The 24,866-nt window shown below is 64.0% G+C and carries 23 protein-coding genes; 5 read left to right on the top strand and 18 right to left on the bottom strand.

Annotated features, from left to right (window positions below):
- Positions 1-2: 2 nt before the first annotated feature.
- Positions 3-890 (bottom strand): IclR family transcriptional regulator, encoded by an 888-nt coding sequence (locus tag F3J24_RS05955; RefSeq protein ID WP_205244642.1) that lies wholly within the window; start codon positions 888-890, stop codon positions 3-5.
- 202 nt (positions 891-1,092) lie between these two features.
- Here F3J24_RS05955 and F3J24_RS05950 point away from each other — a divergent pair, with 202 nt between their 5' ends.
- The 3 genes from F3J24_RS05950 (at position 1,093) to F3J24_RS05940 (ending at position 5,945) form a co-directional block, all read left to right on the top strand.
- On the top strand, positions 1,093-2,079 hold the full coding sequence (locus tag F3J24_RS05950) for a tripartite tricarboxylate transporter substrate binding protein (RefSeq protein ID WP_167003615.1): 987 nt from the start codon (positions 1,093-1,095) through the stop codon (positions 2,077-2,079).
- A gap of 103 nt (positions 2,080-2,182) precedes the next feature.
- Positions 2,183-4,534 carry a cytochrome P450/oxidoreductase gene (locus F3J24_RS05945; RefSeq protein ID WP_167003613.1) on the top strand — a complete coding sequence of 784 codons (2,352 nt, stop codon included), beginning with the start codon at positions 2,183-2,185 and terminating at the stop codon, positions 4,532-4,534.
- A gap of 103 nt (positions 4,535-4,637) precedes the next feature.
- Positions 4,638-5,945, top strand: a complete 1,308-nt coding sequence (locus F3J24_RS05940) for a hypothetical protein (RefSeq protein WP_167003611.1) — start codon at positions 4,638-4,640, stop codon at positions 5,943-5,945.
- A 28-nt stretch (positions 5,946-5,973) separates the two neighbouring features.
- Here F3J24_RS05940 and F3J24_RS05935 read toward each other — a convergent pair whose 3' ends face one another.
- Positions 5,974-6,804: an urease accessory protein UreD gene (locus F3J24_RS05935; protein ID WP_167003608.1), complete on the bottom strand. Its 831-nt coding sequence runs from the start codon at positions 6,802-6,804 to the stop codon at positions 5,974-5,976.
- Between the two features lie 166 nt (positions 6,805-6,970).
- Between F3J24_RS05935 and F3J24_RS05930 the strand changes: the two genes are divergently transcribed.
- A complete protein-coding gene (locus tag F3J24_RS05930) occupies positions 6,971-8,038 on the top strand; it encodes a tripartite tricarboxylate transporter substrate binding protein (RefSeq protein ID WP_240154272.1) in 1,068 nt (355 codons plus the stop codon).
- A gap of 25 nt (positions 8,039-8,063) precedes the next feature.
- On the top strand, positions 8,064-9,053 hold the full coding sequence (locus F3J24_RS05925; protein ID WP_167003606.1) for a TauD/TfdA family dioxygenase: 990 nt from the start codon (positions 8,064-8,066) through the stop codon (positions 9,051-9,053).
- Positions 9,054-9,130: 77 nt separating this feature from the next.
- On the opposite strand, the gene urtE is transcribed toward F3J24_RS05925, so the two are convergent.
- The 16 genes from urtE to F3J24_RS05845 all read right to left on the bottom strand — a co-directional run bounded on the left by urtE (position 9,131) and on the right by F3J24_RS05845 (position 24,856).
- Positions 9,131-9,823, bottom strand: coding sequence for an urea ABC transporter ATP-binding subunit UrtE (urtE, locus tag F3J24_RS05920; protein WP_034373974.1), 693 nt, complete (start codon positions 9,821-9,823; stop codon positions 9,131-9,133).
- 211 nt (positions 9,824-10,034) lie between these two features.
- Positions 10,035-10,910: an urea ABC transporter ATP-binding protein UrtD gene (urtD, locus tag F3J24_RS05915; RefSeq protein WP_167003604.1), complete on the bottom strand. Its 876-nt coding sequence runs from the start codon at positions 10,908-10,910 to the stop codon at positions 10,035-10,037.
- Positions 10,907-12,136, bottom strand: a complete 1,230-nt coding sequence (urtC, locus tag F3J24_RS05910; RefSeq protein WP_205244641.1) for an urea ABC transporter permease subunit UrtC — start codon at positions 12,134-12,136, stop codon at positions 10,907-10,909. Before urtC ends, urtD begins: the two co-directional genes overlap by 4 nt.
- Before the next feature lie 138 nt (positions 12,137-12,274).
- Positions 12,275-13,888, bottom strand: a complete 1,614-nt coding sequence (gene urtB, locus F3J24_RS05905; RefSeq protein ID WP_167003602.1) for an urea ABC transporter permease subunit UrtB — start codon at positions 13,886-13,888, stop codon at positions 12,275-12,277.
- A gap of 105 nt (positions 13,889-13,993) precedes the next feature.
- Positions 13,994-15,262 carry an urea ABC transporter substrate-binding protein gene (gene urtA, locus F3J24_RS05900; RefSeq protein ID WP_003060644.1) on the bottom strand — a complete coding sequence of 423 codons (1,269 nt, stop codon included), beginning with the start codon at positions 15,260-15,262 and terminating at the stop codon, positions 13,994-13,996.
- Between the two features lie 249 nt (positions 15,263-15,511).
- Positions 15,512-16,900 (bottom strand): FAD-binding oxidoreductase, encoded by a 1,389-nt coding sequence (locus tag F3J24_RS05895; RefSeq protein ID WP_167003600.1) that lies wholly within the window; start codon positions 16,898-16,900, stop codon positions 15,512-15,514.
- 91 nt (positions 16,901-16,991) lie between these two features.
- The gene (locus F3J24_RS05890; RefSeq protein ID WP_167003598.1) at positions 16,992-17,897 is read right to left on the bottom strand and encodes an ABC transporter permease; all 906 of its coding nucleotides are present in this window, start codon (positions 17,895-17,897) and stop codon (positions 16,992-16,994) included.
- Complete coding sequence (locus F3J24_RS05885) at positions 17,894-18,706, bottom strand: ABC transporter ATP-binding protein (RefSeq protein WP_167003596.1); 813 nt, start codon at positions 18,704-18,706, stop codon at positions 17,894-17,896. The genes F3J24_RS05890 and F3J24_RS05885 overlap by 4 nt, the downstream gene beginning before the upstream one ends.
- Positions 18,707-18,740: 34 nt before the next feature.
- Positions 18,741-19,733 carry an ABC transporter substrate-binding protein gene (locus F3J24_RS05880; protein WP_167003594.1) on the bottom strand — a complete coding sequence of 331 codons (993 nt, stop codon included), beginning with the start codon at positions 19,731-19,733 and terminating at the stop codon, positions 18,741-18,743.
- 44 nt (positions 19,734-19,777) lie between these two features.
- Entirely contained in the window at positions 19,778-20,635 is an 858-nt protein-coding gene (locus tag F3J24_RS05875; RefSeq protein WP_167003592.1) for a creatininase family protein, read from the bottom strand.
- Between the two features lie 28 nt (positions 20,636-20,663).
- The gene (locus F3J24_RS05870; RefSeq protein WP_003080988.1) at positions 20,664-21,125 is read right to left on the bottom strand and encodes a RidA family protein; all 462 of its coding nucleotides are present in this window, start codon (positions 21,123-21,125) and stop codon (positions 20,664-20,666) included.
- Positions 21,122-22,417, bottom strand: a complete 1,296-nt coding sequence (locus F3J24_RS05865) for an amidohydrolase family protein (protein WP_167003590.1) — start codon at positions 22,415-22,417, stop codon at positions 21,122-21,124. Before F3J24_RS05865 ends, F3J24_RS05870 begins: the two co-directional genes overlap by 4 nt.
- Before the next feature lie 11 nt (positions 22,418-22,428).
- A complete protein-coding gene (locus tag F3J24_RS05860; RefSeq protein ID WP_167003588.1) occupies positions 22,429-23,016 on the bottom strand; it encodes an NAD(P)H-dependent oxidoreductase in 588 nt (195 codons plus the stop codon).
- 9 nt (positions 23,017-23,025) lie between these two features.
- Positions 23,026-23,328 carry a 2Fe-2S iron-sulfur cluster binding domain-containing protein gene (locus F3J24_RS05855; RefSeq protein WP_167003586.1) on the bottom strand — a complete coding sequence of 101 codons (303 nt, stop codon included), beginning with the start codon at positions 23,326-23,328 and terminating at the stop codon, positions 23,026-23,028.
- Positions 23,329-23,447: 119 nt separating this feature from the next.
- On the bottom strand, positions 23,448-24,077 hold the full coding sequence (locus F3J24_RS05850; RefSeq protein WP_167003584.1) for a TetR family transcriptional regulator C-terminal domain-containing protein: 630 nt from the start codon (positions 24,075-24,077) through the stop codon (positions 23,448-23,450).
- Positions 24,078-24,124: 47 nt separating this feature from the next.
- On the bottom strand, positions 24,125-24,856 hold the full coding sequence (locus tag F3J24_RS05845) for a DUF4198 domain-containing protein (RefSeq protein WP_167003582.1): 732 nt from the start codon (positions 24,854-24,856) through the stop codon (positions 24,125-24,127).
- Positions 24,857-24,866 lie beyond the last annotated feature (10 nt).

Genomic DNA, 24,866 nt, shown 5'->3' with positions numbered 1-24,866 from the left:
GCCTAGGCCCGGTAGCCCAGCGAAGCGCTTATGGCGCGTGCCTGCTCGCACACGGCCTGGGCAATCCTGCCCTGCGGATCAGGGTCGAAGCCGCCGCTGGCACCCAGCGCGCAGAGCACGGCCACCACATGGCCGTTGTAGTCGAACAAGGGCGCAGCCACGGCGCTGATGCCGGGCAGATTCAGATCCCGGATCGCTGCACAGCCGGCTGCGCGAATCTCGCTGCGCAGTTGCTCCAGGGGCTTGCTGGCATGCAGCAGACGGCGATGCTCGGGGTTGGCGGCACCCAGCTCACGCGCCAGCAGCGCCTCGACCTCGGGCTGCGGCTCCATGAAGGCAAAGAATGCGCGCCCCGTGGCCGACCACAGCATGGACATGACCGAGCCCACGCGCACATTGACGGTGATGGGCAGGCTGGGCTCCTCGAAGCGCACGATGGTGGGGCCCATATTGCCCATCACCGCTACAAAGCTCGTGACCTGCAGGGACTCGCGCAAATGCTGCAAAGCGGGCTCGGCCATGCGCACCGGATCGTTCTGGCGCATCGCGGCCAGGCCGATATGGATGGCCTCGCGCCCCAGCGCGTACTGGGTGCCGCCACGGTCCTGCTCCACCAGACCCTCGGCCATGAGGCTGGCCAGATAGCGATGCACCTTGGCCGGGCTTTCATCGACGGCAGTACCGATGGCCGTGAGGCTGGCACGCCCGCCCAGACCAGCCAGCGCCTTGAGCACGGCCAGACAGGTCTCTGCGGCCTGCACGCGCTGGCGACGCTCGCGCCCGTCCGCGGCTTCTGCGGCAGCGCCAGACTGGCGCAGCTTTGTGGCGCGCGGCGCTTGCACTGCAGTGGTCGGCAGCACGGCGTCCGCAGTCTTCTTGTCTTTTTTCATGTCTGTAGCGATTGATGGCAGGGCTTGGATCGGCATTCTGAGTCAAATTCATGACTCAAGTCATGGAAATCCCTTGGGCTCAATTTACGCAATGCGTATAAAAATTACGCAAAACAATTTCCGTATTAAAGCGGAACCGCAGGCGGAGTGAAGCTTGGTTAACCCGCAGGCAAACAACACCACAGCCCAGGAGACACCCCCAATGAAAAAACGCCTCTTCACCGCCTCGGTTCTGGCCACCAGCATGCTCTGGCTGGCCGCAGCCCCCGGCACCGTAATGGCCCAGGACAAGTTCCCGAGCAAGAGCGTGCGCTGGATCGTGCCCTACGCCGCGGGCGGCGGCTCGGACTTCCTGGCTCGCACCATAGGCCAGGCCTGGGGCGCCCAGGCCCATCAACCCATCGTCGTGGACAACCGCCCGGGCGGCAACACGGCCATCGGCGCCTCGGAGACCGCGCGCGCAGCGGCCGACGGCTATACGGTGCTGTCGGCCGACAACGGCACGCTGATCTTCAACCCGGTGCTCTACAAGAGCCTGAGCTACAACCCCGGCAAGGACCTCATGCCCGTCACGCTCATGGGTCGCTTTCCCATGATTCTGGTGGCCGGCCCCGCCGAGAAGGCCAAGACCGCCAAGGAGTTCATTGCTGCCGCCAAGGCCAGCGCCGAGGGCGTGAACTATGGCTCCGCCGGCGCGGGCAGCCCCCATCACCTGGCCATGGAACTGCTGAAGTCCGAGGCCGGCCTCAAGCTCGCCCATGCGCCCTATCGCGGTGCGGCTCCGGCGCTGGCCGATGTGGCGGGCGGTCAGATTCCCGTGATGATGGTGGACCTGGCCGCCGGCGCCGGCTTCATCAAGGGCGGCAAGGTGCGCCCCCTGGCCGTGGCCAATGCAACGCGTCTGCCCCAGCTGCCCGATGTGCCCACCTTCGGCGAGCTGGGCCTGCCCGGCGTGCAGGCTGCGGCCCTGGTCGGCATGGTGGCCCCGGCCAAGACACCGGCCAATGTCGTCACGGCGCTGAACAAGCAGGTGGTCGCCGCCATCAACGAGCCTGCTGTCAAGCAAAAGCTCATCGACTTCGGCGTTGAGCCGGTGGGCAACACGCCCGAGCAGTTCCAGGCGCTGATCCACAGCGAAAGCACACGCTGGCAAAAGCTGATCAAGGATCTGAACATCACGCTGGACTGATTGCCCCGCTGATCCATGCCGCAGAGGCTGGCGGCAGGCCGCCTCTGCGCTCTCGTTCGATGGCGCAAGCCATCTCCTGCCTCTTTGCGTTTGCGAGCGAGCCATGACCGTTTCCACCCCCAGCCGTTGCCCCATCGATCACAGCCAGTTCGGCAAGCCCAGCGGCCAGAACGGCCCTACGGGCTGCCCCATCAGCCACGGGGCCGCCAGCTTCGATCCCTTTGCCGACGGCTACCAGCAGGACCCGCCCGAATATGTGCGCTGGGCACGCGAGCAGGAGCCGGTGTTCTACAGCCCGCAGCTGGGCTACTGGGTGGTCACTCGCTTTGACGACATCAAGGCCATCTTCCGCGACAACCTGACCTTCAGCCCCTCGATCGCACTGGAGAAGATCACGCCGACAGGCGATGAGGCCAATGCCGTGCTCGCCAGCTATGGCTTTGCACTGAACCGCACTCTGGTCAACGAGGACGAGCCCGCCCACATGCCGCGCCGCCGCGCGTTGATGCAGCCCTTCACGCCCGAGGAGCTCAAGCACCACGAGCCCATGGTGCGTCAGCTGGCCCGCGAATATGTGGACCGTTTCATCGATGACGGCCGTGCCGATCTCGTCGATCAGATGTTGTGGGAAGTACCGCTGACGGTGGCCATGCATTTTCTGGGCGTGCCCGCAGACGATATGGACACGCTGCGCCAGTACAGCATCGCCCACACCGTCAACACCTGGGGACGGCCCCAGGCCGAGGAGCAGCTTGCCGTGGCTCATGCCGTGGGCAACTTCTGGCAGCACGCGGGCCGGATTCTCGACAAGATGCGTGCAAATCCCGACGCCGAGGGCTGGATGCAGTACGGCATTCGCAAGCAAAAAGAGCTGCCCGAAGTCGTCACCGATTCCTATCTGCACTCCATGATGATGGCCGGCCTCGTCGCCGCCCACGAGACCACGGCCAACGCCACGGCCAATGCGGTCAAGCTGCTGCTGCAGCACCCCAAGGTCTGGCAGGAAATCTGCGCCGATCCCTCGCTGATCCCCAACGCCGTGGAGGAATGCCTGCGTCACAACGGCTCAGTGGCCGCCTGGCGGCGCCTGGCCACCAAGGATGTGGTGATCGGCGGACAGGCCATTCCGGCCGGCAGCAAGCTGCTCATCGTCACCTCTTCGGCCAACCACGACGAGCAGCATTTTGTCGATGCCGACCTGTTCGACATCCACCGAGACAATGCCAGCGATCACCTGACCTTCGGCTACGGCTCCCACCAGTGCATGGGCAAGAATCTGGCGCGCATGGAAATGCAGATCTTCCTTGAGGAATTCACGCGCCGCCTGCCTCACATGCAGCTGGCCGAGCAACGCTTCACCTATGTGCCCAACACCTCGTTCCGCGGCCCCGAACACCTGTGGGTGCAATGGGATGTGAACCGCAACCCCGAGCGCGGCAATCCCGCCGTGCTGGCCGAGCAGCAGCCCGTGCGCATCGGCGAATCCTCGCAAGGCGGCGTCAGCCGCAGCATGCTGGTGGAAAGCACCGAGCTGATTGCGCAGGACGTGCTGCGCGTGCGCCTGAAGGCGCCCGACGGGCGCGACCTGCCGCGCTGGACCCCGGGCTCGCATATCGACCTGCACTGCGGCGACACCGGCATCTCGCGCCAGTACTCGCTATGCGGCGACCCGCAGCAAGCGGATACCTACGAGATCGCCGTGCTGCGCGAGGAGCAAAGCCGTGGCGGCTCGGCCTGGGTACATGGTGCGCTGCAGGCCGGCATGAAGGTGCAGATGCGCGGCCCGCGCAATCACTTCAAGCTCGACGAAAGCGCGCAGCAGCTGATTCTCGTCGCCGGCGGCATAGGCATCACGCCGGTTGCGGCCATGGCAGCGCGCGCCCAGACCTTGGGCATCCCCTATGAAATTCACTACAGCTGCAGTCAGCGCGAGCGCATGGCGCTGCTTACTGCATTGCAGGCACGGCATTGCGAGCGTCTGCAGATCTATGTGGGCGCAGAAGGCCGGCGAGCCGATTATCAGGCGCTGCTGAACCAGGTCAGGCCCGGCGCACAGATCTATGCCTGCGGTCCGCAGCGCATGCTCGACGGGCTGGCTGAGGCCTGCCAGCACTGGCCTGAGGACAGCCTGCGCGTGGAGCATTTCTCCAGCACTCTAGGCGCGCTGGACCCGGACAAGGAGCACGGCTTTGAAGTCGAGTTGCGCGAATCCGGCATCACGCTGCAAGTGCGCAACGATGAAACCCTGCTCGATGCGCTGCGCAGCGCCAATATCGATATCGAGTGCGACTGCCGCGAAGGCCTGTGCGGCTCCTGCGAGGTGCCAGTGCTGGAAGGCGATATCGATCATCGCGACATGGTGCTGACCCGTGCCGAGCGCACGGCCTGCACCAAGATGATGAGCTGCTGCTCGCGCGCCAGGACGCAGGAGTCCAGAATCGTTCTGGCGCTGTAGCGTCCCGGGCGGGCAGTTCCAGGCGGACAGCACCTGGCGGACAGCACCTGGCCGGCTACCGCCGCCAGGCCAAATATGGCTTGTGCCTAGAATCACTGCCCATATGGGCCTGTTGCAAATACTGCTGATTCTTGTGTGGGCACCGGCTGTGGCGCTCATCGCCTTCGTACTCACCAGCTGGCTGGGCCATGGTGCTCAAGCCATCTGGAGCACCATGGCTGGCACTCGCGCTGACGAGCGCTCGACCTGGCCGCTGCTGCTGGGCGGCGTGGCGGCCCTCGCGGGATTGGTGGGAGCGGTTATCACCTTTCCGAACCAGGCTGTCATGCAGCATGCGTTCGGCAAACTGCTGGGCTATGGCTCCACACGCGTGGAGATCACGCTGCGTCAGGACGATGCCGCCACACGCCAGGCCTTGCTGGAGACGCTGAGCTCCTTCATGGAGATGGGCGGGCGCGATATCCGCTACCGGGTCTCCACCCGCCATGGCAGCTACACCGAAACCGACGAAGTACCCAGCCACTACCGCTTCGAGAACGGGCACCTGGAGATCGCCACAGGTGGCATCGTCAGCAGCGACCGGCTGTCCGCGATGCAGCATGGCTTCATGGCACTGGCGCAATTTCCCACAGCCAGCTCGATTGACGCCAGCGTGCCGGCAACCGTAAGCCTGGCCAAGGAGCGGATAGCCGTGGAGATGCTGCCGCGCACCGCCATGCTGGTCCATCGCGACGCTGCCAAGGACTTGTCAAGCGTGCTGCGCACCGCCGCACCTGCCCGCTGCCATCTGGAGGTGCAGGCGCTGTTCTCCACGGATGCCTTCAGGCTGCTCATGTTCGCGGGCCGGGCCGCGGGCAAGGTCGAGATCCACACCGCCCCCGGTACCGCACTGCGCGACACGCACTACCAGCTGGTCGGCATGGGCCTGGTGCCGGGCCTCAACGGGCGCAGCGTCAAGGAGCTGGAGACCGATGCCACCCGCATCTATGGCGTGCTGAGGCTGTTGCCGCCGGGCCTGAATCCCGATGTCATGGACTGCGATACGGCCCTGGGCCGCATGAGCGACCCGGCCCTGGTGGCAGCCGCCATGCTGTCCACATTTCCCGGCCTTGAAGGGCGCGTGGGCGGCATAGAGGTCAAGCCTTCAACCTCCTTCTCTCCCTGGCACAACCGGGGCTGGACGGCCGTGCTGCCCGGCACGCGCGCGCAAGGCGGAACGCGAGCCGAAGCGGGCACGCGCGCCTGCGCCCTGGAGCAGAACCGCCACACGCGCACCCTGATATCCATGGTCGAAGAGCACTGCACGGAACGCGATCCGCAGAACGCCGGTGCGGCTTGCTCCCAGCTGCGCGAGCGCCTGAACTGGACCCAGGCCGAGCTGGCCCGATGCAGAAAGCAGCTGGTGCGTTGAAACGGAGCCGGGGCCCGCCTAACAGCGATCACATGGACCAGATCCTGGGAGCGCCCCCCTGCAGACCCCAGAGTTCTTTCCTCCAGAAACTCCACACGGTTTTCCACAGCATCATCACAGGCTCAACCACAGGTGATGCACTGCGCAGAATCAGCATGTTTTCATTGGGCGCAGTGACCCCGCTCAACACTGCCGGGGCGGCCTTGGCAAGCAGCCCCTGCGTGCCTTCCAGCAAAGCCTCGCGCTGATGGCGCGCAATCGGTGAGCCGCTGGCAAAGATCAGACTGCCCAGGCATCGATGCCCGGCCAGCCCCAGATCGCCGTTGAGCAGCAGCTCATCCTGCGCGTTGACCACGCCGCGCTCCAGGAACCGGCCCGGCCATTCGATGTGCTGCTCGAACCTGCCGGACTCATAGGGCTGGGCGGCCAGCGGCAGGCCCAGTGCCGTCACATCCCAGGTCAGCAGCTGCGCGTCCTCGGCAAGCTCGAACTCCAGGTGGTTGACGGCATCGCAGGCGTTGTACGCAATTGCCTCCAGCGGCAGCCACTCCAGCCTTGCACCGGGGTCCAGGCGCAGCCGGGTGCGCTGCATGGCCTGCTTGCCGTTGCTTTTGTAAAAGCGCGTGGCACCAGGTGTGGTGACCAGCGCATGCGCACCTTCTGCGACATGGACATCAATGTCCAGCACATCGCCGCCCACCAGCCCGCCCGGCGGGTGCACCAGCACGTTGTGGCAGATGGCCGGCCCCTCGGGATACAGACTTTTGAGAACGCGCAGCGGACCATCGTGCGCGAAATGCACCGAGGTCTTGCCGGCCTGCAGGGAATAGTTCAGCGCCAGTTGCGCATGCCAGGTCATTGTCTTTCTTGCCTCTTCAAGCAGGCCTGCCGCTCAGGCCCGGGTAGCTCAGCTCTTTTGCTTACTAACTCATGAAAATTCATTCGTTGTTGCAAGGCTGGCACGCTTCTACAGTCTTCAGCACGCCAGCCCGAAAAGCGCATGGCGATTGATTTCAGGAGCATTCATGTCGGCCAGTACCGTAACTCATTCCCGCCTGCATCGCACTCTGGCCTCATGGCTGACATCGATGGCGGTGCTGTGCTGCACGCTGGCAACCGGCCCTGTTGCCGCGCAATCCGGCGGTGCAGCGGCACCGGCCTGGAAGCCCAGCAAGTCCACGGAATTCATTGTCCCCAGCGGAGCTGGCGCGGCGCTGGATCAGGCGGCACGCAAGCTCACCGAGCTGCTGGCACGCGATGGCTATGCACCGCAGTTCGTGGTCAGCAACAAGTCCGGCGCGCATGCGATCGCCGCGCTGGAAAGCCTGCACCGCCACCCTGGCGACGCCCATACGCTGATGACGCTGAGCACCAGCTACGGAAACAGCCTGGCGCAGAATGCCCTGCCCGCACACCTGCAGAAAGGCACGCCGCTGGTGACCTTGCTGCGCGAGTTCACCACGGTGGTCGTGCGTGCGGATTCGCCGCTGCGCAATGCCCAGGACCTGATCGCCCAGCTGCGCAAGGACCCCGAGAAATACTCCATCGGCATTGCCACCACCTTGGGCAATCACATCCATCTGGGCGTGGCCCAGCCCTTGCAGCAGGGCGGCGTGAATATCCAGAAGCTGCGCATCGTGCCCTACAAGTCCTCCGCCGAATCCATGGTGGCGCTGGCCGGCGGCCATCTCGATGTGGTTTCGGCCACCACGCCGAACCTGCTGCCCTATCTGCAGTCGGGCCGCGTGCGCGTGCTGGCGATTGCCGCCGACAAGCGGCTTGAAGGCGTGTTCACCCAGTCGCCCACCTGGAAGGAGCAAGGCATCGACTATGTCAGCGATTCGTTTCAGGGCGTGATGACGGCACCCGGTGCCAGCACCGCGCAACAGGCGTATTGGGTGAACGCGCTGCGCAAGGTTTCCGAAACCCGGGAATGGAAAGAGTTTGCGGCGCTGAACCAGTGGGAGCCCATCTTCCTTGGCCCGCAGGACACCGCCCGCGCCCTGAGTGCACAGGTCGAACGCAGCCATGCGCTTCTCACCGAGATGGGCCTGCTGCCGGCCAGCGCCTCCCGTGTTGCCCAGGCCCGTTGAAGCCTCGCTCTCATCAGGAAAAACCATGAACATGCCCCTGCCCCACGCTCCGCTGCAGCATCTGGACGAACGCCTGAGCTCCGCAAGCAACATCACTCCGCATATCCGTATCACGCCGCAGTCGGCGCATATCGGCGCGCTGATCAGCGGCGTCAATCTGAAGCAGGCCTTGAGTGCCGCCGAAGTGCACACCATCCGCTCGGCATTGCTGCGCTGGAAGGTTATCTTCTTTCGCGACCAGCACCTCAGCCACGAGCAGCAGATCGCCTTTTCGCGCCAGTTTGGCGAGCTGACGCCCGGCCACCCCGTCTTCGGTCATGTCGAAGGTTTTCCCGAGCTGTATTCGATTGCCAAGCACCGCAAGGCCAACCGCCACAGCGGCCAGGCCGAGCAGCGCCCCTGGACCGGCTGGCATGCCGATGTGACGGCCGCACACAACCCGCCTGCCGCATCGATTCTGCGCGGCGTGACGATTCCGCCCTATGGCGGCGACACGCAATGGACCAATCTCGCCGCTGCCTACGAAGCGCTCTCCAAACCGCTGCAGGCCTTCTTGCAGGGCCTGCGTGGCGAGCACCGCTTCAGCGCCCCGCAGGGAGCCACGGCATCGCAGGAATATCTGGATCTGGTGCGCGACAACACCCTGATCAGCGAACACCCGCTGGTCACGATTCATCCCGAGACCGGCGAGAAGGTGCTCTACATCAGCCCCGGCTTTCTCAAGTCCATCGTGGAACTCTCCACCCGCGAATCGCGCGTGCTGCTGGAGCTGCTTTGGGAGCACGCCGTCAGCAGCGAGTTCACCGTGCGCTTCAAGTGGGAAACCGGCTCGCTGGCCTTCTGGGACAACCGCTCCACGGCCCATGTGGCGCCACAGGATATCTTTGCGCTGGAGTTCGATCGCCAGCTCTACCGCACCACGCTGGTGGGCGAAGTACCCCGAGGTGCGGACGGCCGCTCCAGCACTGCCATACAGGGCAATCCGGTGCTGGCCGCGCACGGCGCAGCGTATTGACGAAATGAGTTGTCCTCCGGGCATGGCCTGAGGCTTTGGGGTGCCGCTTGCGGCACCTTTTTTTCTTCGCCCGATATTCAAATCGCCACCAGCGAGCGCACATTCTTCTCCTGCATCTCGCTGCCCGGGCCCGACGCGATCACCTCGCCGCGCTCCATCACCACATAGTGATCGGCCAGCTCCTCGGCAAAGTCGTAGTACTGCTCGCACAGCAGGATGGCCATGTCGCCGCGATTGGCCAGCATGCGGATCACGCGGCCGATGTCCTTGATGATGCTGGGCTGTATGCCCTCGGTGGGCTCATCCAGGATCAGGATCTTGGGCTGCGGCGCCAGCGCGCGCGCAATGGCCAGCTGCTGCTGCTGCCCGCCCGAGAGATCGCCGCCACGGCGGTGCAGCATCTGCTTGAGCACGGGGAACAGCTCGTACAGCTCGCCCGGAATCCGGGTGCCTGCCGAACAATAGGACAGACCCATGCGCAGATTGTCTTCCACCGACAGGCGCGAGAAGATTTCGCGCCCCTGGGGCACATAGCCGATGCCGCTGCGCGCGCGCTCATAGGGCGTCCTGCGCGCGATATCGCGGCCCTGCCATTCAATACCTCCGCTTCTGATGGGAACCAGCCCCATCAGGCTTTTGAGCAAGGTGGTCTTGCCCACGCCGTTGCGGCCCAGCAGCACCGTGACCTTGCCGATCTCGGCCGTGAAATTCACGTCACGCAGGATGTGCGAGCCGCCGTAGTACTGATGCAGGTTCTGAACTTTAAGCATTTTCGACCTCAAACGCTTACGCAGCTTGCGCAAGCAGCTATCTAATTTGACTATCCGCGGAGCGCATGACGTTTGAAACTGGCGCTGTCCAATCAACGAGACAGCGAGGAAGCGCCGCCGCGCACCGAAGCAGTCGTCCCCCTCCCTTAGCGCGAAGCGCGTAGAGAGAGGGGGAAGGCGCGGGGCCGCCCAGGCAAAGTGTCTCAGGGGGTCATCGACCAAGGTACACCTCGATCACGCGCTCGTCGCCCTGGACCTCGGCCAGCGTTCCCTCGGCCAGTACCGAGCCATCGCAAAGCACCGTGACCTTCTCGCTGATGGTGTCGATAAAGCTCATGTCGTGCTCCACCACCATCAGCGAATGCTTGCCCTTGAGCGTCAGAAACAGCTCGGCCGTGCGCACCGTTTCCTCGTCTGTCATGCCGGCCACAGGCTCGTCGAGCAACAGCAGCTTGGGCTCCTGCACCAGCAGCATGCCGATCTCCAGCCACTGCTTCTGTCCGTGACTGAGCAGCCCGGCTTGGCGCGTTACGCTGCCTGCCAGATGAATGGTGTGCAGCACCTCGGCAATGCGGTCCTTCTGCGCGCCGTTGAGCTTGAACAGCATGGAGGAGGCAATGCCCTTGTGGGTCTTGAGCGCCAGCTCCAGGTTCTCGAACACGCTGAGCTGCTCGAACACCGTGGGCTTCTGGAACTTGCGGCCAATGCCCATGGCCGCAATCTCGGGTTCCTTGTAGCGCAGCAGATCGATGGTGGAGCCGAAGAACACCGTGCCGCTGTCGGGTCGGGTCTTGCCGGTGATGATGTCCATCATCGTGGTCTTGCCCGCGCCATTGGGGCCGATGATGCAGCGCAGCTCGCCGGGCGCGATATCGAGACTCAGACCGTTGATGGCCTTGAAGCCGTCGAAGCTCACATGCACGTCTTCGAGATAGAGGATTCGGCCATGGGTCACATCCACTTCGCCTGCAATCACGGGGCGCGCCAGACTGGCATTGCGACCGCCAGATTCGGTGCGCAGCGCGGCTTCGCGCTGCTGGTAGGAAGCCAGGCGCTGCTCGCCTTCCTGCATCAGATCGGGGGTCATGCGCGCACTCCTTCGATGGCATCGGCAGAAGCCGGCTCGGCAGCGGTTTGGGCAGCTGTGGCTGCAGTCTGGTTCAACGGCGCCGGGGCCTGCGCCTTGCGCTTCTCACGCCACTGGCGAAACTGCTGCGGCAGCCGGATCAGTCCTCCCGGCATGAACAGCGTCACGACGATGAACAGCGCACCCAGCACGTACAGCCAGTATTCGGGTGCGGCCACGGTGAGCCAGCTCTTGCCGCCATTGACGGCAAACGCACCGATGATGGGGCCGACCAGCGAGGCACGTCCGCCCACGGCTGTCCACACCGCCATTTCGATGGAATTGCCCACGCTCATCTCGCTGGGGTTGATGATGCCCACCTGGGGCACATAGAGCGCGCCTGCCAGGCCGCACATCATGGCCGAGATGACCCAGATCGACAGCTTGTAGGGCAGCGGGTTATAGCCACAGAACATGGTGCGCGATTCGGCATCGCGCACGGCCTGCAGCACGCGCCCGTACTTGCTGCGCATCAGCCAGCGCGAGAACAGAAAGCAGCCCAGCAGCGCCAGACCCGACAACGCGAACAGCAGCACATGCATGGCTTGCGAGTTGACGGAAAAACCCAGCAGGGTCTTGAAACCCGTGAAGCCGTTGTTGCCGCCAAAGCCGGTCTCGTTGCGGAAGAACAGCAGCATGGCGGCATAGGTCAGGGCCTGGGTGATGATCGAGAAATACACGCCCTTGATGCGCGAGCGAAAGGCGAAGTAGCCGAACAGCCCGCCGATCAGGCCCGGCACCAGAAACACCAGCAGCACGGTGGCGGCAAAGCTGCCCGACAGCGCCCAGTGCCAAGGCAGCTCCTTCCAGTCCAGAAAGCCCATGAAGGCGGGCAACGCATCGGGGCCTGCGGCCTCGCGCATCAGGTACATGCCCATCACATAGCCGCCCAGTGCGAAGAACAGGCCGTGGCCCAGGCTCAGGATGCCGGTATAGCCCCAGATCAGGTCAATCGCCAGCGCGCAGATGGCATAGCACATGAACTTGCCCAGCAGGCCCAGCATGTAGTCGGAGAGGTGCAGCGCACTGTCCTCGGGCACCCACAGATTGAGTGCGGGAGCCACGGCGCAGACCATGGTCAGGGCCAGCAGAAATGCCGTCCAGCCCTTGCCGCTGAGCAAGGACTCAGGAGCAGGAAGCACCAGCGGTGGTGCGGATGCAGGGGATGAAGAGTTTGACACGCTCATAGCTCCGGTCCAGAACGCAATGTTTGAGAAAGCCAGCCTTCGCAAGGAACAGCGAGCAAGGGCCTACGCCGGCCGCGCTGCCCCGCAGCGGGGCTGTCGTCCCCCTTGAGGGGGAAGGCGCGAAGCGACTCAGGGGGGTCATGTTTCCGCACTGCGGCCCTTCAAGGCAAAGATGCCTTGCGGACGCTTTTGAATGAAGACCACGATGAACAGCAGCACGGCGATCTTGGCCAGCACGGCCCCGGTCCAGCCTTCCAGCAGCTTGCTGAGCACGCCCAGTCCCAGAGCCGCATAGACGGTGCCCGCCAGCTGCCCCACACCGCCCAGCACCACCACCAGGAAACTGTCCACGATGTAGTTCTGCCCCAGATCCGGGCCCACATTGCCGATCTGGCTCAAGGCGCAGCCTGCAAGACCGGCGATACCGGAGCCCAGTGCAAACGCATAGGTGTCAGTGCGTGCCGTGTTGACGCCCACACAGGAAGCCATGGCGCGGTTCTGCGTCACGCCGCGCACGAACAGGCCCAGCCGCGTTCTGGCGATCATGAAGGCCACGCCCGCCAGCACGGCGAACGCAAAGACGATGATGGCGATGCGATTCCAGGGCAGGGTCAGATTGGGCAGCAGCGCGATCCCGCCGCTCATCCAGACGGGGTTTTCCACGCCCACGTTCTGCGCCCCGAAAAGGCTGCGCACGGTTTGCTGCAGCACCAGGCTGATGCCGAAGGTGGCCAGCAGGGTCTCCAGCGGGCGACCGTAGAGAAAGCGGATCACGCCGCGCTCCAGCACCGCACCAACCAGCGCCGAGGCCAGAAAGGCCACGGGAACGGCCACCACCAGATACCAGCCAAACCAGGCCTCGGGCAGCCAGCGCTGGAATGCGACCTGCACCAGATAGGTCGCATAGGCTCCGATCATGATCAGCTCGCCGTGCGCCATATTGATGACGCCCATCAGGCCATAAGTGATAGCCAGACCCAGCGCCGCCAGCAGCAGCACCGAGCCCAGGCTGATGCCGCTGAAGATCGCCCCCAGCCTGTCGCCCCAGGCCAGGCCTTCCGCAATGCCGGCCAGCGCGGCCTTGATGGCTCTTTGCACACCGGGATCGGACTCTTCGGACAGACGCTGGTTCAACAGCAGCTGCGTCTCCGGCGTCTGCTGGCGCGACAGCTGCTCCACAGCCTTCAGACGCTGCTGCACCTCGTCGCTGCCCAGCAGGCTGGCAGCCTGGCTGCGCTCCAGCAGGGCTCTGACCTGCCCGTCCTGCTCGGCAGCCAGCGCTTTTTCGATCAGGGGAAGCCGCCCGGCATCAGGCTCGGAGGCCAGTTGCTCGGCGGCCTTGCGGCGCGCCTGCACATCGCTGCTGCCCAACGCCAGCGCGGCCTGCGCCGTATCGATGACCGAGCGCAGGTAATTGTTGCTGACGACCTCCTCGGCATCCGCCGGGAGTTGGGCGGCCTGGCCGGTCACCGGGTCGGTGACCGCGTCGCCGCTCATCACATAGACCTTGCCCTGAGACACGCGCACTTCATCGTTGGCGAGCGCGCCCAGATAGGCCGACAGGCGACCACCGTCGGTCTGTGCATCCGGCGCCAGCACGGCCTGATTGATCGCCAGCACGCGCTGCTCGGAGTCGTCTGCCGCAGCCATGGCATAGGCCTGTTCGGTCGTCAGTGCGTGACTGGCAAAGCTCAGCAACGAGCCCAGCCCGGCGGCCAATGCCAGCCTCAATGACTTGCGCAGTATGTTCATAGGAATTTCAGGTTTCTAGCGCTGCAGCCCTTGTCAATAAAGGGCAAACAGCTATCTCTTCAGGACTGGAGAGCCCACCAGACCTCTCCAGTCCGAGGGAGCGAATCAGGAGCTCTTGCCGTTGGGCTCATCCTTCTTCTTGTCGTTACCTTCGATATACGGGCTCCAGGGCTGGGCCTTGATCGGGCCCTTGGTCTTCCAGACCACGCTGAACTGGCCGTCTGCCTTGATCTCGCCGACCATCACGGGCTTGTGCAGATGGTGATTCTTCTCGTCCATCTTCAGGGTGAAGCCGCTGGGTGCTGTAAAGGTCTGGCCGGCCATGGCGGCGATCACCTTGTCGGTATCCGTGCTCTTGGCTTTCTCCACGGCCTGCTTCCACATGTGGATGCCGACCCAGGTGGCTTCCATCGGGTCGTTGGTCAGCGGCTTGTCCTTGTGCCCGGCGATGTTCTTGGCCTTGGCGTAATCGCCCCACTGCTTGATGAAGGCCGTGTTGGTCGGGTTCTTCACGCTCATGAAGTAGTTCCATGCCGCCAGGTGACCGACCAGAGGCTTGGTGTCCACACCACGCAGCTCTTCCTCACCCACGCTGAAGGCCACGACCGGTACATCCTTGGCCTTGAGGCCGGCATTGCCCAGCTCCTTGTAGAAGGGCACATTGGAGTCGCCGTTGATGGTGGAGATCACGGCGGTCTTGCCACCGGTGGAGAACTTCTTCACATCGGCCACGATGGTCTGGTAGTCGCTGTGGCCGAAGGGAGTGTAGGTTTCCATGATGTCGGAATCCTTCACGCCCTTGGACTTGAGGAAGGCACGCAGAATCTTGTTGGTGGTGCGCGGGTACACATAGTCCGTGCCCAGCAGCACAAAGCGCTTGGCACCGCCGCCTTCTTTGCTCATCAGGTACTCGACAGCGGGAATCGCCTGCTGGTTGGGCGCGGCACCGGTGTAGAAGACGTTCTTGGAGAGTTCCTCGCCCTCGTACTGCACGGGGTAGAACAGCAGGCCGTTGTTCTGCTCGAACACCGGCAGCACGGATTTGCGCGACACGCTGGTCCAGCAGCCGAAGACCACGGCCACCTTGTCCTGGGTGATCAGCTGCTTGGCTTTTTCGGCAAACAGCGGCCAGTTGGAGGCCGGGTCCACCACCACGGGCTCCAGCTTCTTGCCCATCACGCCGCCCTTGGCATTGATGTCGTCGATGGCCATCAGCACCGTGTCCTTGAGCACGGTCTCGGAGATGGCCATGGTGCCCGAGAGGCTGTGCAACACACCCACCTTGATGGTGTCTGCAGCCAGCACCTGAGAAGTCAATCCCAGGCCCAGAGCCATGGATGCGGCCAGTGTTGTGAGGGTTCCGCGACGATTCATTTCAGCACTCCCAGGAGGTTTTGTTCGGTCACATTGACCGCAGAACCTGAAGTGCAATTACCGTGCCAGTCCCTCGCAGCATGGCCAGGAAGCCACCGGAATCGGCGCCGCTGCCTCTTTTGGGGCAGGCACGGGCCGAATGCGTCTTCCTGCGCTCAGCAACGGCCGTCAGCGAGCACCATTGCAGTGCCCCGTGCACCAGATGCAGACCGCGCCGATCCGCAGGCACTATTGAAGTGCATGAACGCCTCAGTCGGCCTGAATGCAGGCCGGCAGCGCTGCGCTGCGCAGCTTGCCGGGATTGAGCAGGTTCAGCGGGTCGAGATCGGCCTTGGTCTGCAACAGCGCGGGATCGAGCTGGTTGCTGGCCTTGCCGTCTTCCACCACATAGACATGCGGATTGTTGATCTGCACGCCATGCTTGCGATAGATGTCCATGATCGCGTTGAGCCGCTCGGCCGAGCTGAAGCGCACCAGCTCCAGCCCGCTGCAGTTGAACAGTCCCTCCTTGGTGCGCAGAAACTCCAGATGGAACAGGACCTCATCACCGAGCTCGCTGCGCAAGGCCTTGAGCTGCTCGCCAAACCTTGCGGGGTTGTAGCCGGTCTGCAGATAAGTCAGCTCCCGGTCCAGCTTCAGCGCATGCAAGGTCGTATGGTTCCAGCAATACTCGATCAGCGACTTGTAGCCCGCAGCCGGCTGCGCAGACCAGCGCCCGCGCTCGCAGTAGCTGAGGGTGCCGCCGTGACGCTCCAGCAACAGCTGCATGGCCTCCTCGGCTTCGGGTGCCACCAGCGCAATGACCGCGTGGCAGCCCGGGGGCAGATGTTCGGCCAGACTGGTGAAATAGGCCGGTACCGGAGCCGCCATCAGGCTCAGCTCCTTCTTGCGGATGCCAGGCGCATTGCCCAGCTGCTGCGCAAAGCCCAGCGCCTCATCAAAACCCGTGAACGTAGCAATGCATTCCGTCCAGTTCGTGGCATCTGCCAGCGCCACTTCAAGCTCGAGAACGATGCCGGTCGTGCCATAGGTATGGTGCAGGCGCATGGCGTCGGCACCGCGCAGTTCCAGAATGCGCGGCTCGGCCTCCGCCGTCATCACGCGCGCAGCCAGCACATTGCCCGCAGAGGCGAGCGGCCCATAGGTGATGGAGCCTGCGCCGCCGAAGCCTCCGCCGAACAGGCCACCCAGGGTGGCGCTGCGGTAGGTGGACGGCAGCCAGCGCAGCTCCTGCCCCTGCTCGCGCGCCAGCTGGTCGAAGTCCGCCAGACGTATGCCGGCCTGTGCCCGGCCCACACTGCCGCGCACCCAGCACAGGCTGTTGTAGCCGCTCAGATCCAGGATCAGGCCGCCGTGCAGCGGCGTGCTCTGGCCGTAATTGCCGGTGCCGCTGCCGCGCAGCGTGATGGGAACGCCCCGACGCGCGCAATGGGCCACGACCTGGGCAATCTCGGCCTCGGTGCGCGGACGCACCGCAATGTCCCCGCGCTTACCCTGCAGGGCCTGCTTCAGAACCGGACTGAACCAGGAAAAATCCTGGGATAGGCGCGACACTTTCAGGGAGTCGGTGATCCAGTCCAGCGCAGGCAAAGCGCTGGCCAGCTGGCTGCTGTTCTCGGCAATCGGATTGGTGTTCATGGTCGTGTCGCAAAAATGCAAGGCATGAGTCGGCCCACATGCCGCGCATTGCGGGCATGACGGGAGCAGAAATGAAGAAAGGGCTAGAGCGCTAGTCGCTACCGGATTCGCTGGCATGCCAGCCGCCCAGCGCCCGGCGTGTGCACCAGGCCATGAGCACGAACAGCGCCACGCCGGTCAGCGAAATCAGCAGCAGCGCAGCGAACATGCGCGGGATGTTGAGCTGAAAGCCCGCTTGCAGGATCTGGTAGGCAAGACCCGCCCCCTGCCCGCCGGTACCGGCCACGAACTCGGCCACCACGGCACCTATCAGTGCCAGGCCGCTGGAGATGCGCAGCCCTCCGAAGAAATAGGGCAAGGCACTGGGAATGCGCAAGCGCATCAGCACCTGTAGGCGCGTGGCCCGATTGAGCTTGAAGTAGGCCAGCAGATCCGGCTCCACACTGCGCAGGCCCAGCGTGGTGTTGCTGATGATGGGAAACAGCGCCACCAGCGCCGCACAGATCACCATGGACAGCACCGGGTCCTTGACCCAGATGATGATCAGCGGAGCGACTGCCACGATAGGCGTCACCTGCAGCAGCACGGCATAGGGAAACAAGGCCGTCTCGATCAGCTTGCTCTGCACGAACAAAAAGCTGATCAGCACGCCCGCCACGGTGGCCAGGGCAAAAGCCAGCAAGGTGATCTTGACGGTGACCCACAGGGACAGGCCGAGTGCCGCCCAGTCCGTCATCAGGGTCTGCAGCATCAGCAGAGGTGAAGGCACCAGATAAGGCGGCAACTCCAGCCCCGTCACCAGGGCCTGCCAGACCAGCAGCAGCACAAGGCCCACCAGCGCCGGCAAAAGCACGCGCTGCACCCTGGGCTGCAGCAGCCAGGGGGTGTCCGCCTTAGTGGGCTTGGCGGCAGCCGCCGCACGCGCGCCGGTCGCGGCTGGCCTGTTGTCGGCCGCCCTGGCCGCATCATCGGGAATGGAAGCGGGCAAGGCGCTCATGACAGACTCTCCTCCACAATGGCACTGGCGCGCAGCAGGCTCGATTGCAACTGCTGCGCATGGCGGGCGAACTCGGGGCCGAGCATGAAATCGGCAGGCCGCGGATAGGGAGCATCGATGCGAAACTCCTCCACCACCCGTCCCGGTCTGGCCGCCATCATCACCACCCGGCTGGACAGAAAGACGGCCTCATGGATGGAGTGGGTGACAAAGATCACCGTCAGCTTCTTCTTGCTCCAAAGCTCCAGCAACTCCGCGTCCAGCTTGTGGCGCGTGATCTCGTCGAGCGCGCCGAAGGGCTCGTCCATCAGCAGCAGATCGGGCTCGGTCACCAGGCCGCGGGCAATCGAGACCCGCATCTGCATGCCTCCGGACAACTCGCGCGGCAGGGCCTTGGCAAAGCGTGCCAGGCCCACCAGTTGCAGTGCCTCAGTCACGCGCGCATCAGCCTCGGCGCGCGGCACGCCAGCCAGATCCAGCGGCAGCCGCACATTGGTATGCACGCTGGACCAGGGCATGAGCGTGGGCTGCTGAAAGACAAACGCCATCTTCTTGCCGCCGGCATGCAGCTGCGGCACCGGTTTGCGCCAAAGCAGAAGTCTGCCGTCGCTGGGCTCCAGCAGACCCGCCACCATCTTGAGCAAGGTGCTCTTGCCGCAGCCCGAGGGGCCGAGCAAGGTCACGAACTCACCCTCTTCGATGCGGAGATCGACGGGCAGCAAGGCCTGCGTGCCGCCGGGATAGGTTTTCTCTGCAGACAACACCTCCACTGCGGGAATTGCTGCTGCGGGAATTTCAGAGCCGCTCATAGTCACCTTTCGCTGCTGCTTCCAGCCCATGCCATCAGGGCAGAACCTTGATGTTTTGAATCAGGCTCAGGTTGTAGGCATCGGCCTGCTTGACCTTGGCCGGATCGATCAACTTGGCGCTGACCAGGAAGTCATAGCTGGCCTTGACCCGCACATCGGTCATCACGCCGATGCCCAGCCTGGCGGCATCTCCGCCGGCGACCATATTCATTTCCTTGAGCTTGCCCACGCTGTAGGCCAGCTGTTCATCGGTCATGTTGGGGTTGTCTTTCTTGATCAGGGCATTGGCCGGCGCGGGATCGGCCAGATAGCTCTTCCAGCCTTCCATGGAGGCGGTGACAAAGGCCTGCACCGCCTTGCTGCGCTCCTTGACCGTCTTGTCCATGCAGGAGATGGTGGTGGCATAGGCCGGGAAGCCCTGATCGCTGAACATCAGCGTGTTCGCCTTGACGCCGGCCTTCTGAATCGCAAAGGGCTCGGAAGTCAGATAGCCTTGCTGGGCCGAATTCTTGTCCACCAGAAACGGCTGGATATTGAAGGTATAGGGCCGGGTCTGGGAGTCGGTGAAACCATATTTGGCCTTGAGCCAGGGCCAGTAGCCACGCTGCGCGGAGGCGGCGATCAGAATGGTCTTGCCCTTGAGATCCTCGAACCGCTTCACATCCTCGTGAGCGATCAGCACCTGCGGATCTTTCTGAAACACCGCAGCCACCGTGGTCACGGGAACACCGCCCTCGCGCATCTGCACCATCTGCAGATCGCTGGAGCCCATGACACAGTCGGCCTGACCGGCGGCCATCATCTGCGTGATATTGACCTGGGGGCCGCCCATCTTGATGCTGACATCCAGGCCGTGCTTTTTGTACAGCCCTGTGGCCACGGCCTGGTAGAAGCCGCCATGCTCGGCCTGGGCATACCAGTTGGTCATGTAGACGAATTTTTCCTCGGCATGGCCGAGGCCGCTCAGACCGCATGCCAGCATGGCCGCGCAGGTCAGAGGTTTGAGGAGTTTGGCAGTCTTCATCATGGCGGATCTCCGAAGGTTTGAAACAGGCAAGGCGTGAAAAGGCGTCAGGCCAGGGCAGACTCCACATGCCCCTGATGCTGGGCCCGGCCCCAGGTGGCTTCGTCGCGGCTGGCCCATTGCAGCTCGTGCAACTCGGCAATGGCGGCGGCCCAGCTGCGGGCCAGGGATTGCAGAATCTCCTGCCCCTGCTCGGCGGTTGCGGGGGTCGGATCACCGATCACGCCGCTGGGTCCGAAGTCCCGTGCGGTCCAGGCACAGGCGGGGCGGCCATCGGGTGACAGCAGGCTGGAGGGGAACACGGGCGGGTAGTTGATGACGGCCCGCTCCATGTGCACGGTCTGCGGTGCCAGCGCCAGCATCAGCGCGGTCTCGGCATGGCCTGCATGCATGGCCAGCTTCTTCTCCAGGTTCGACAGGTACTGGCCTGCGACATGGGGCACGCGCCAGGTAAAGCTCGGCACCACGATGAAGTCGCCATGGCGCAGTCGCAGCTCGCGCGCCGCGATCTCCAACACCTGGGGCTGGCCGCCGTGGCCGTTGACGAACAGCAGCTTTCGAAACCCTGCGCGATACACCGACTCGCCGATTTCATTGATCGTGGCCAGCAGGGTTTCGCCGCTCAAGGTCACCGTGCCGGGAAAGTGCAGGTGCTCCTCCGACTTGCCATAGACGATGGGTGACATGGCGAACGCAGGCACAGCTGCGGGCAACTGCGCCATGGCGGCGCCGACCACACCCGCCGCAATCGTTGCGTCCACCGAGCAGGGCAGATGCGGACCATGCTGCTCCATGGCGCCCACAGGCAGCACGATCACGGTATTGGCCTTGTCCGGCAGGGCCGCAACCTCGGTCCAGCTCAGATAGGGCAGAAAGCGCTCGGCAGGTGTGTATCCGTGCAGCATGGGTTCTCCGGGGTGAGTGATGAATGGGTCAACGCAAGGGCAGATAGGCCGTGGCCTCCACCTCGATCAGAATGTCCGGCGTGGGCAACATGCCCGTCACCTCGACCACCGTGGAAGCCGGTGATTCGCCAGGAAAAAACAGCTTGCGCACACGGCTGTACTGCGGGAACTGGTCCAGATTGCGGAAGTACTGCACCAGCTTGAAGACATCCGACATCTGGCCGCCGGCGGCCTCCACCGTCTGGCGGATGCGGTCCAGCACCCACCAGCTCTGCGCCAGGATGGGGCCCTCCTTGATGTCGGTGCTGAATTCACCGGTACGCCCGATCAACGCCGCCGCTTCAGCGGGGATGTCCGCATAGCCGCGCACGATGCGATTGGCACCCGGGTCCACGGCGATCACGCCCGACAGGAACACCAGGTCGCCCGCCCGTCGCCAGGCCGCATAACGTGCCAGGGGCTGGGCAATGCCTGTGGTATCTGTGCTCATGCAACGCTCCGTTCAATACAAGGTGTGAACCAGGCAGCCAGCGGCTCGCCGTTGCTGACGCGCCCCTCGCGCATCACCACACGGCGGTGGCTGCGGGAGGGAAAGCCGCTGACGCTGGACTGAGGAAGGATCACCAGATCGGCTGTCGAGCCTGGCTGCAGCGGCATACGGCCGACACCATGACCCAGCCAGTCGCGGCGACAGACACTGTCGCTCCACTCGTCGAAGGCCGAAGTCAGCTGCGCGGCCGCGACTGCAGTACTCAGCGCCTCCAGCGGATCGAAACTGCCCAGCGGACAGAAAGGGTCCTGCACGTTGTCGCTGGAGATCATCAGCGGTATGCCGCGCGCCCTGGCCTCCTTGACCAGCGTCAGACCTCGCTGCCGCGGCGTGACTCCGGTTTGTGCGTCCTGCAGCAGCAGGTTCGTCACCGGCAGGCTGACCATGGTGATGGGAGTGCCGGCCACGGCATCCAGCGTGCGCAGCGCCTGCTCCAGCGGTTGCGCCGCCAGCGCGCAGGTATGGCCGCAGACCACACGGGCTTCGAAGCGCAGCTCCTTGAGCAGCGCGGCCGTGGTGGCCAGTCCCTGAGCCGCGGGGTTGAGTTCCTCATCCACATGAAGGTCCACGTCCAGGCCGTGCTGCTGCGCAGCCTCAAGCAGATTGCGCAAGGCCTGCGGGCTCCAGTTGGTGGAATGGACAAAGCCGCCGAGCAAGGCGCCCGCGCCACTGAGCGCCACCTGCTTGGCCAGACGCATCGCCATGCCGCGTTCCTCATACAGATGCAGGGGAATCAGGCTGACGCGCTCGAGCAGCACGCGCCCCGCCCACTCCTGCGCCAGCTCGCGCAGCACTTCCCAGGCCACGGGCACCGAGTCCGGCTCCCACCAGTCGCAATGACTGCGTGCATGCGAAACACCGGCTTCATAGGCCCATTGCAGGCCCTGACCCGCACGGCGGCGCACATCGGTCGCCGTCCAGTTCTGCTTGTCCACCATCATGGCCTCTATCGCGGCCAGCAGGCCCGGCTTCACCGGCCCCATGCGCTCCAGCGTGAATGCCTTGTCCAGATGCAGATGTGCGTCCACCATGGTCGGCAACACCAGCGCTCCTTGCAGATCCCAGACCTGGGAGCCGAAGCTGCGCGGCAGACCTGGGGCTTCGGCGGCTATGGCCGCAATGCGCCCGTTGGCGATCTCCAGGCGCGACAGCGTCATATCGCTGCGCTGCCCCAGGGCTGCGAGCAACCAGCACGGCAGCCGTGCATTGCAGAGTGTCAGATGTGAGGACATGGAGAGCTCTCCTAGGCAAAGCGGCGCATGGCCCGGCCGACATGAGCCTTGAAGGACTGCAGCCGGGACGGCGTTGCCACGTTCATGTGGTAGCAGGCGTGATAGTCGATACGCGCCTTGCCGCCCGTGAGGATGCGCAGATAACGCGTGATGCATTTGCGCGGTGGATCGCCCATGAACAGCGCGGTCCAGCGCGGACGCCCGTAAGTCACCACCGCCGCAATGCGCTTGAGATGGGTTAGCGCCGGCTTGACGTTCTGCGGATCGCTGATGTCGAAGGCCACACCGGGCATCAGCACGCGGTCGAAGAACCCCTTGAGCATGGCCGGCAGACCGAAGCACCAGGTCGGGAAGCAGAAGACCACCGCCTCGGCCCACAGCAGACGGTCCACATAGCGCTGCACCGGCAGTCGGTTCTGCGGCACCTCGTGATAGCCCAGGCGTTCCTCGCGGGACATCACGGGATTGAATTCTTCCGCGTACAGGTCGCAGTCATCGACCTCATGCCCGGCGCCGCGCAACTGCTGCACCACCTCGGCATGCAATGCGGCCTGGTAGCTGGTTTCCACGGGATGGGAAAAGATCACAAGCACTCGCATGACGGCCCCTCAAAGATCCAGGGTCAGAGCTGCGCCGCGATTGCTTGCGCAGCACAAAGCCACATGCGTGCTGCGCTCCTCGTCGGTCAGGCAGCGGTCATGGTGCTCGGGATCACCGGCCGTCCAGCGCGTGACGCAAGTACCGCAAATGCCTTGCTCGCACACCGTCTCTATGGCCACACCGGCCAGTTGCAGCACATCGGTGATGCGCTCTCCGGGCTCCACCGGCAAGCGCAATCCCTGACGCAGCAATACCAGCTCAAAGCCTTGTTCTACGGGCGTTTCCAGAGTATCCGGGGCAGTGTTGGGCATGATTGACCATCCGATTTGATCGACTGGTCAAATCTAAGCAAACGGTGTGCCAGAACACGCCTGGGAGAGCTACGGGCCCTCCGCCCCTGCCATCTGCACCAGGCTTGCGCAGACCGTCTTCAAATTGGTGCCAGACCGCAGCTCAGCAGCACGGAAGTGGTGAGCTCCCGCGCGATGTGCTCGCGATCCAGCGGCTGATCGTCGGCGCACTCCAGCATGACCCTGGCCTGCACCGCATAGTCCGCATAGTGCTGTGTCATGCCCCAGATCTGCATCAGCAGCACGCGCGCATCGAGGCTGCGCATGCGGCCCTGCGCAATCCAGGCGTTGATCAGATCCACCTTCTGCGCCGTGGAGCTCAGCGCGACAGGCCAGTATTGATGCAGGCGCAAGCCGCCACCCAGCACCTCGTTGGTGAAGATGCGCGACAGGGCCGGATTGTCCAGCGCATAGTCCAGCTTGCGCCGCACATAGTTGCCGATGATCTGCGCCGGATCGTCGAGTGCCGGATCGAACGCAAATGCCGCCGACCAGGCCTCCAGCAGCGCATAGAGCAACTCGTCATACAAGGCCTGTTTGCTCTCGATGTAGTAATGCAGCTGGGGCTTGGTCAGACCCGCTCTTTCTGCGATCGCCTGCGTGGATGCGCCCTTGAAACCATGGCTGCTGAACTCCGCAATCGCCGCCTCGCGGATGGCTTGAAGAATCTGCTCTCGGGTGCGGCGGGCAACTGGCGTGGAATCAGTCATGGCGGCAGGCTGTGAAACGGGTCTTGAACTGGCGGAATGCAGCTTCATCAATGCACGGCAAAGCGCAGCAGATACTCGTAGCTGTTCTCGGTGGTTTTGGGATCGCCCTGCACCGGCTGACGCAATATGGCCTGCAACGTATTGCTGCCGACAACTGGCGTCATGCTCGCCTGACCCTGCGCATCCGTCATCGTGGGAGAGCCATTCTCTCCCCAGGACAGTCTGACGCCAGGCTGCGGCTTGCCATGCAGCAACACCTGCAGCCTGAACGGCTGACCGGCATGGGGAGACTGCCCCTGCAGAGGCACCACCTCGAACATCTGACCCAGCGGCTTTTGCATGACGGCACCCCAGCGCACCACGGTCTTGTGGAACTTGCGCGCATGCACGCCGCGCACCGCACCGGGGTTCTGGTCCATGGGCAAAGGCAGCATGGCGCCCTCGGCTCCAGTACTGCTGAAATAGCCGTTATCGAGTTCCACAGCAATCAGCGCCGCCCTGGCATCGGGCTTGATGCGCATGCCGCCCTGCACATTCTGCACGGCGCTGGGCACTTCACGGCCGCGCAGGTCATAGGCATGCACACGCTGCAGCTTGGCCGGGTCGAAGGCCTCTGTCCGGCCTTCATGACCGCCAAACTGCATGACATATCCGCCCTGCGCATCGGGCTCCAGCCAGACGTTATGAGCAGAGACCGGATGGGCGCATAGCAACCAGGCAGCGGCCGTGGTGCACAGAATGCGCGCGATGATGTTTTTACGTGTGCTGCAAACAGACATGGAAGCTCCG

It is taken from the genome of Comamonas sp. Tr-654 (genome assembly GCF_011752915.1).
In the GTDB taxonomy this organism is placed as follows: Bacteria; Pseudomonadota; Gammaproteobacteria; order Burkholderiales; family Burkholderiaceae_C; genus Comamonas.
The sequence above is the reverse complement of the archived record's forward strand: the minus strand, read 5'-3'. Positions and strand labels throughout refer to the sequence as shown.

Bases quoted from the DNA above. Each gene is read 5' to 3' on its own strand.
- F3J24_RS05930 (WP_240154272.1), top strand. From the start codon at position 6,971: ATGTCGGCCAGTACCGTAACTCATTCCCGCCTGCATCGCACTCTGGCC.
- F3J24_RS05860 (WP_167003588.1), bottom strand. From the start codon at position 23,016: ATGCGAGTGCTTGTGATCTTTTCCCATCCCGTGGAAACCAGCTACCAG.
- F3J24_RS05955 (WP_205244642.1), bottom strand. From the start codon at position 890: ATGAAAAAAGACAAGAAGACTGCGGACGCCGTGCTGCCGACCACTGCA.
- F3J24_RS05855 (WP_167003586.1), bottom strand. From the start codon at position 23,328: ATGCCCAACACTGCCCCGGATACTCTGGAAACGCCCGTAGAACAAGGC.
- F3J24_RS05950 (WP_167003615.1), top strand. From the start codon at position 1,093: ATGAAAAAACGCCTCTTCACCGCCTCGGTTCTGGCCACCAGCATGCTC.
- F3J24_RS05875 (WP_167003592.1), bottom strand. From the start codon at position 20,635: ATGCTGCACGGATACACACCTGCCGAGCGCTTTCTGCCCTATCTGAGC.
- F3J24_RS05890 (WP_167003598.1), bottom strand. From the start codon at position 17,897: ATGAGCGCCTTGCCCGCTTCCATTCCCGATGATGCGGCCAGGGCGGCC.
- F3J24_RS05880 (WP_167003594.1), bottom strand. From the start codon at position 19,733: ATGATGAAGACTGCCAAACTCCTCAAACCTCTGACCTGCGCGGCCATG.
- F3J24_RS05925 (WP_167003606.1), top strand. From the start codon at position 8,064: ATGAACATGCCCCTGCCCCACGCTCCGCTGCAGCATCTGGACGAACGC.
- F3J24_RS05865 (WP_167003590.1), bottom strand. From the start codon at position 22,417: ATGTCCTCACATCTGACACTCTGCAATGCACGGCTGCCGTGCTGGTTG.
- F3J24_RS05870 (WP_003080988.1), bottom strand. From the start codon at position 21,125: ATGAGCACAGATACCACAGGCATTGCCCAGCCCCTGGCACGTTATGCG.
- F3J24_RS05885 (WP_167003596.1), bottom strand. From the start codon at position 18,706: ATGAGCGGCTCTGAAATTCCCGCAGCAGCAATTCCCGCAGTGGAGGTG.
- urtC (WP_205244641.1), bottom strand. From the start codon at position 12,136: ATGAGCGTGTCAAACTCTTCATCCCCTGCATCCGCACCACCGCTGGTG.
- F3J24_RS05895 (WP_167003600.1), bottom strand. From the start codon at position 16,900: ATGAACACCAATCCGATTGCCGAGAACAGCAGCCAGCTGGCCAGCGCT.
- urtA (WP_003060644.1), bottom strand. From the start codon at position 15,262: ATGAATCGTCGCGGAACCCTCACAACACTGGCCGCATCCATGGCTCTG.
- urtD (WP_167003604.1), bottom strand. From the start codon at position 10,910: ATGACCCCCGATCTGATGCAGGAAGGCGAGCAGCGCCTGGCTTCCTAC.
- urtB (WP_167003602.1), bottom strand. From the start codon at position 13,888: ATGAACATACTGCGCAAGTCATTGAGGCTGGCATTGGCCGCCGGGCTG.
- urtE (WP_034373974.1), bottom strand. From the start codon at position 9,823: ATGCTTAAAGTTCAGAACCTGCATCAGTACTACGGCGGCTCGCACATC.
- F3J24_RS05850 (WP_167003584.1), bottom strand. From the start codon at position 24,077: ATGACTGATTCCACGCCAGTTGCCCGCCGCACCCGAGAGCAGATTCTT.
- F3J24_RS05935 (WP_167003608.1), bottom strand. From the start codon at position 6,804: ATGACCTGGCATGCGCAACTGGCGCTGAACTATTCCCTGCAGGCCGGC.
- F3J24_RS05940 (WP_167003611.1), top strand. From the start codon at position 4,638: ATGGGCCTGTTGCAAATACTGCTGATTCTTGTGTGGGCACCGGCTGTG.
- F3J24_RS05845 (WP_167003582.1), bottom strand. From the start codon at position 24,856: ATGTCTGTTTGCAGCACACGTAAAAACATCATCGCGCGCATTCTGTGC.
- F3J24_RS05945 (WP_167003613.1), top strand. From the start codon at position 2,183: ATGACCGTTTCCACCCCCAGCCGTTGCCCCATCGATCACAGCCAGTTC.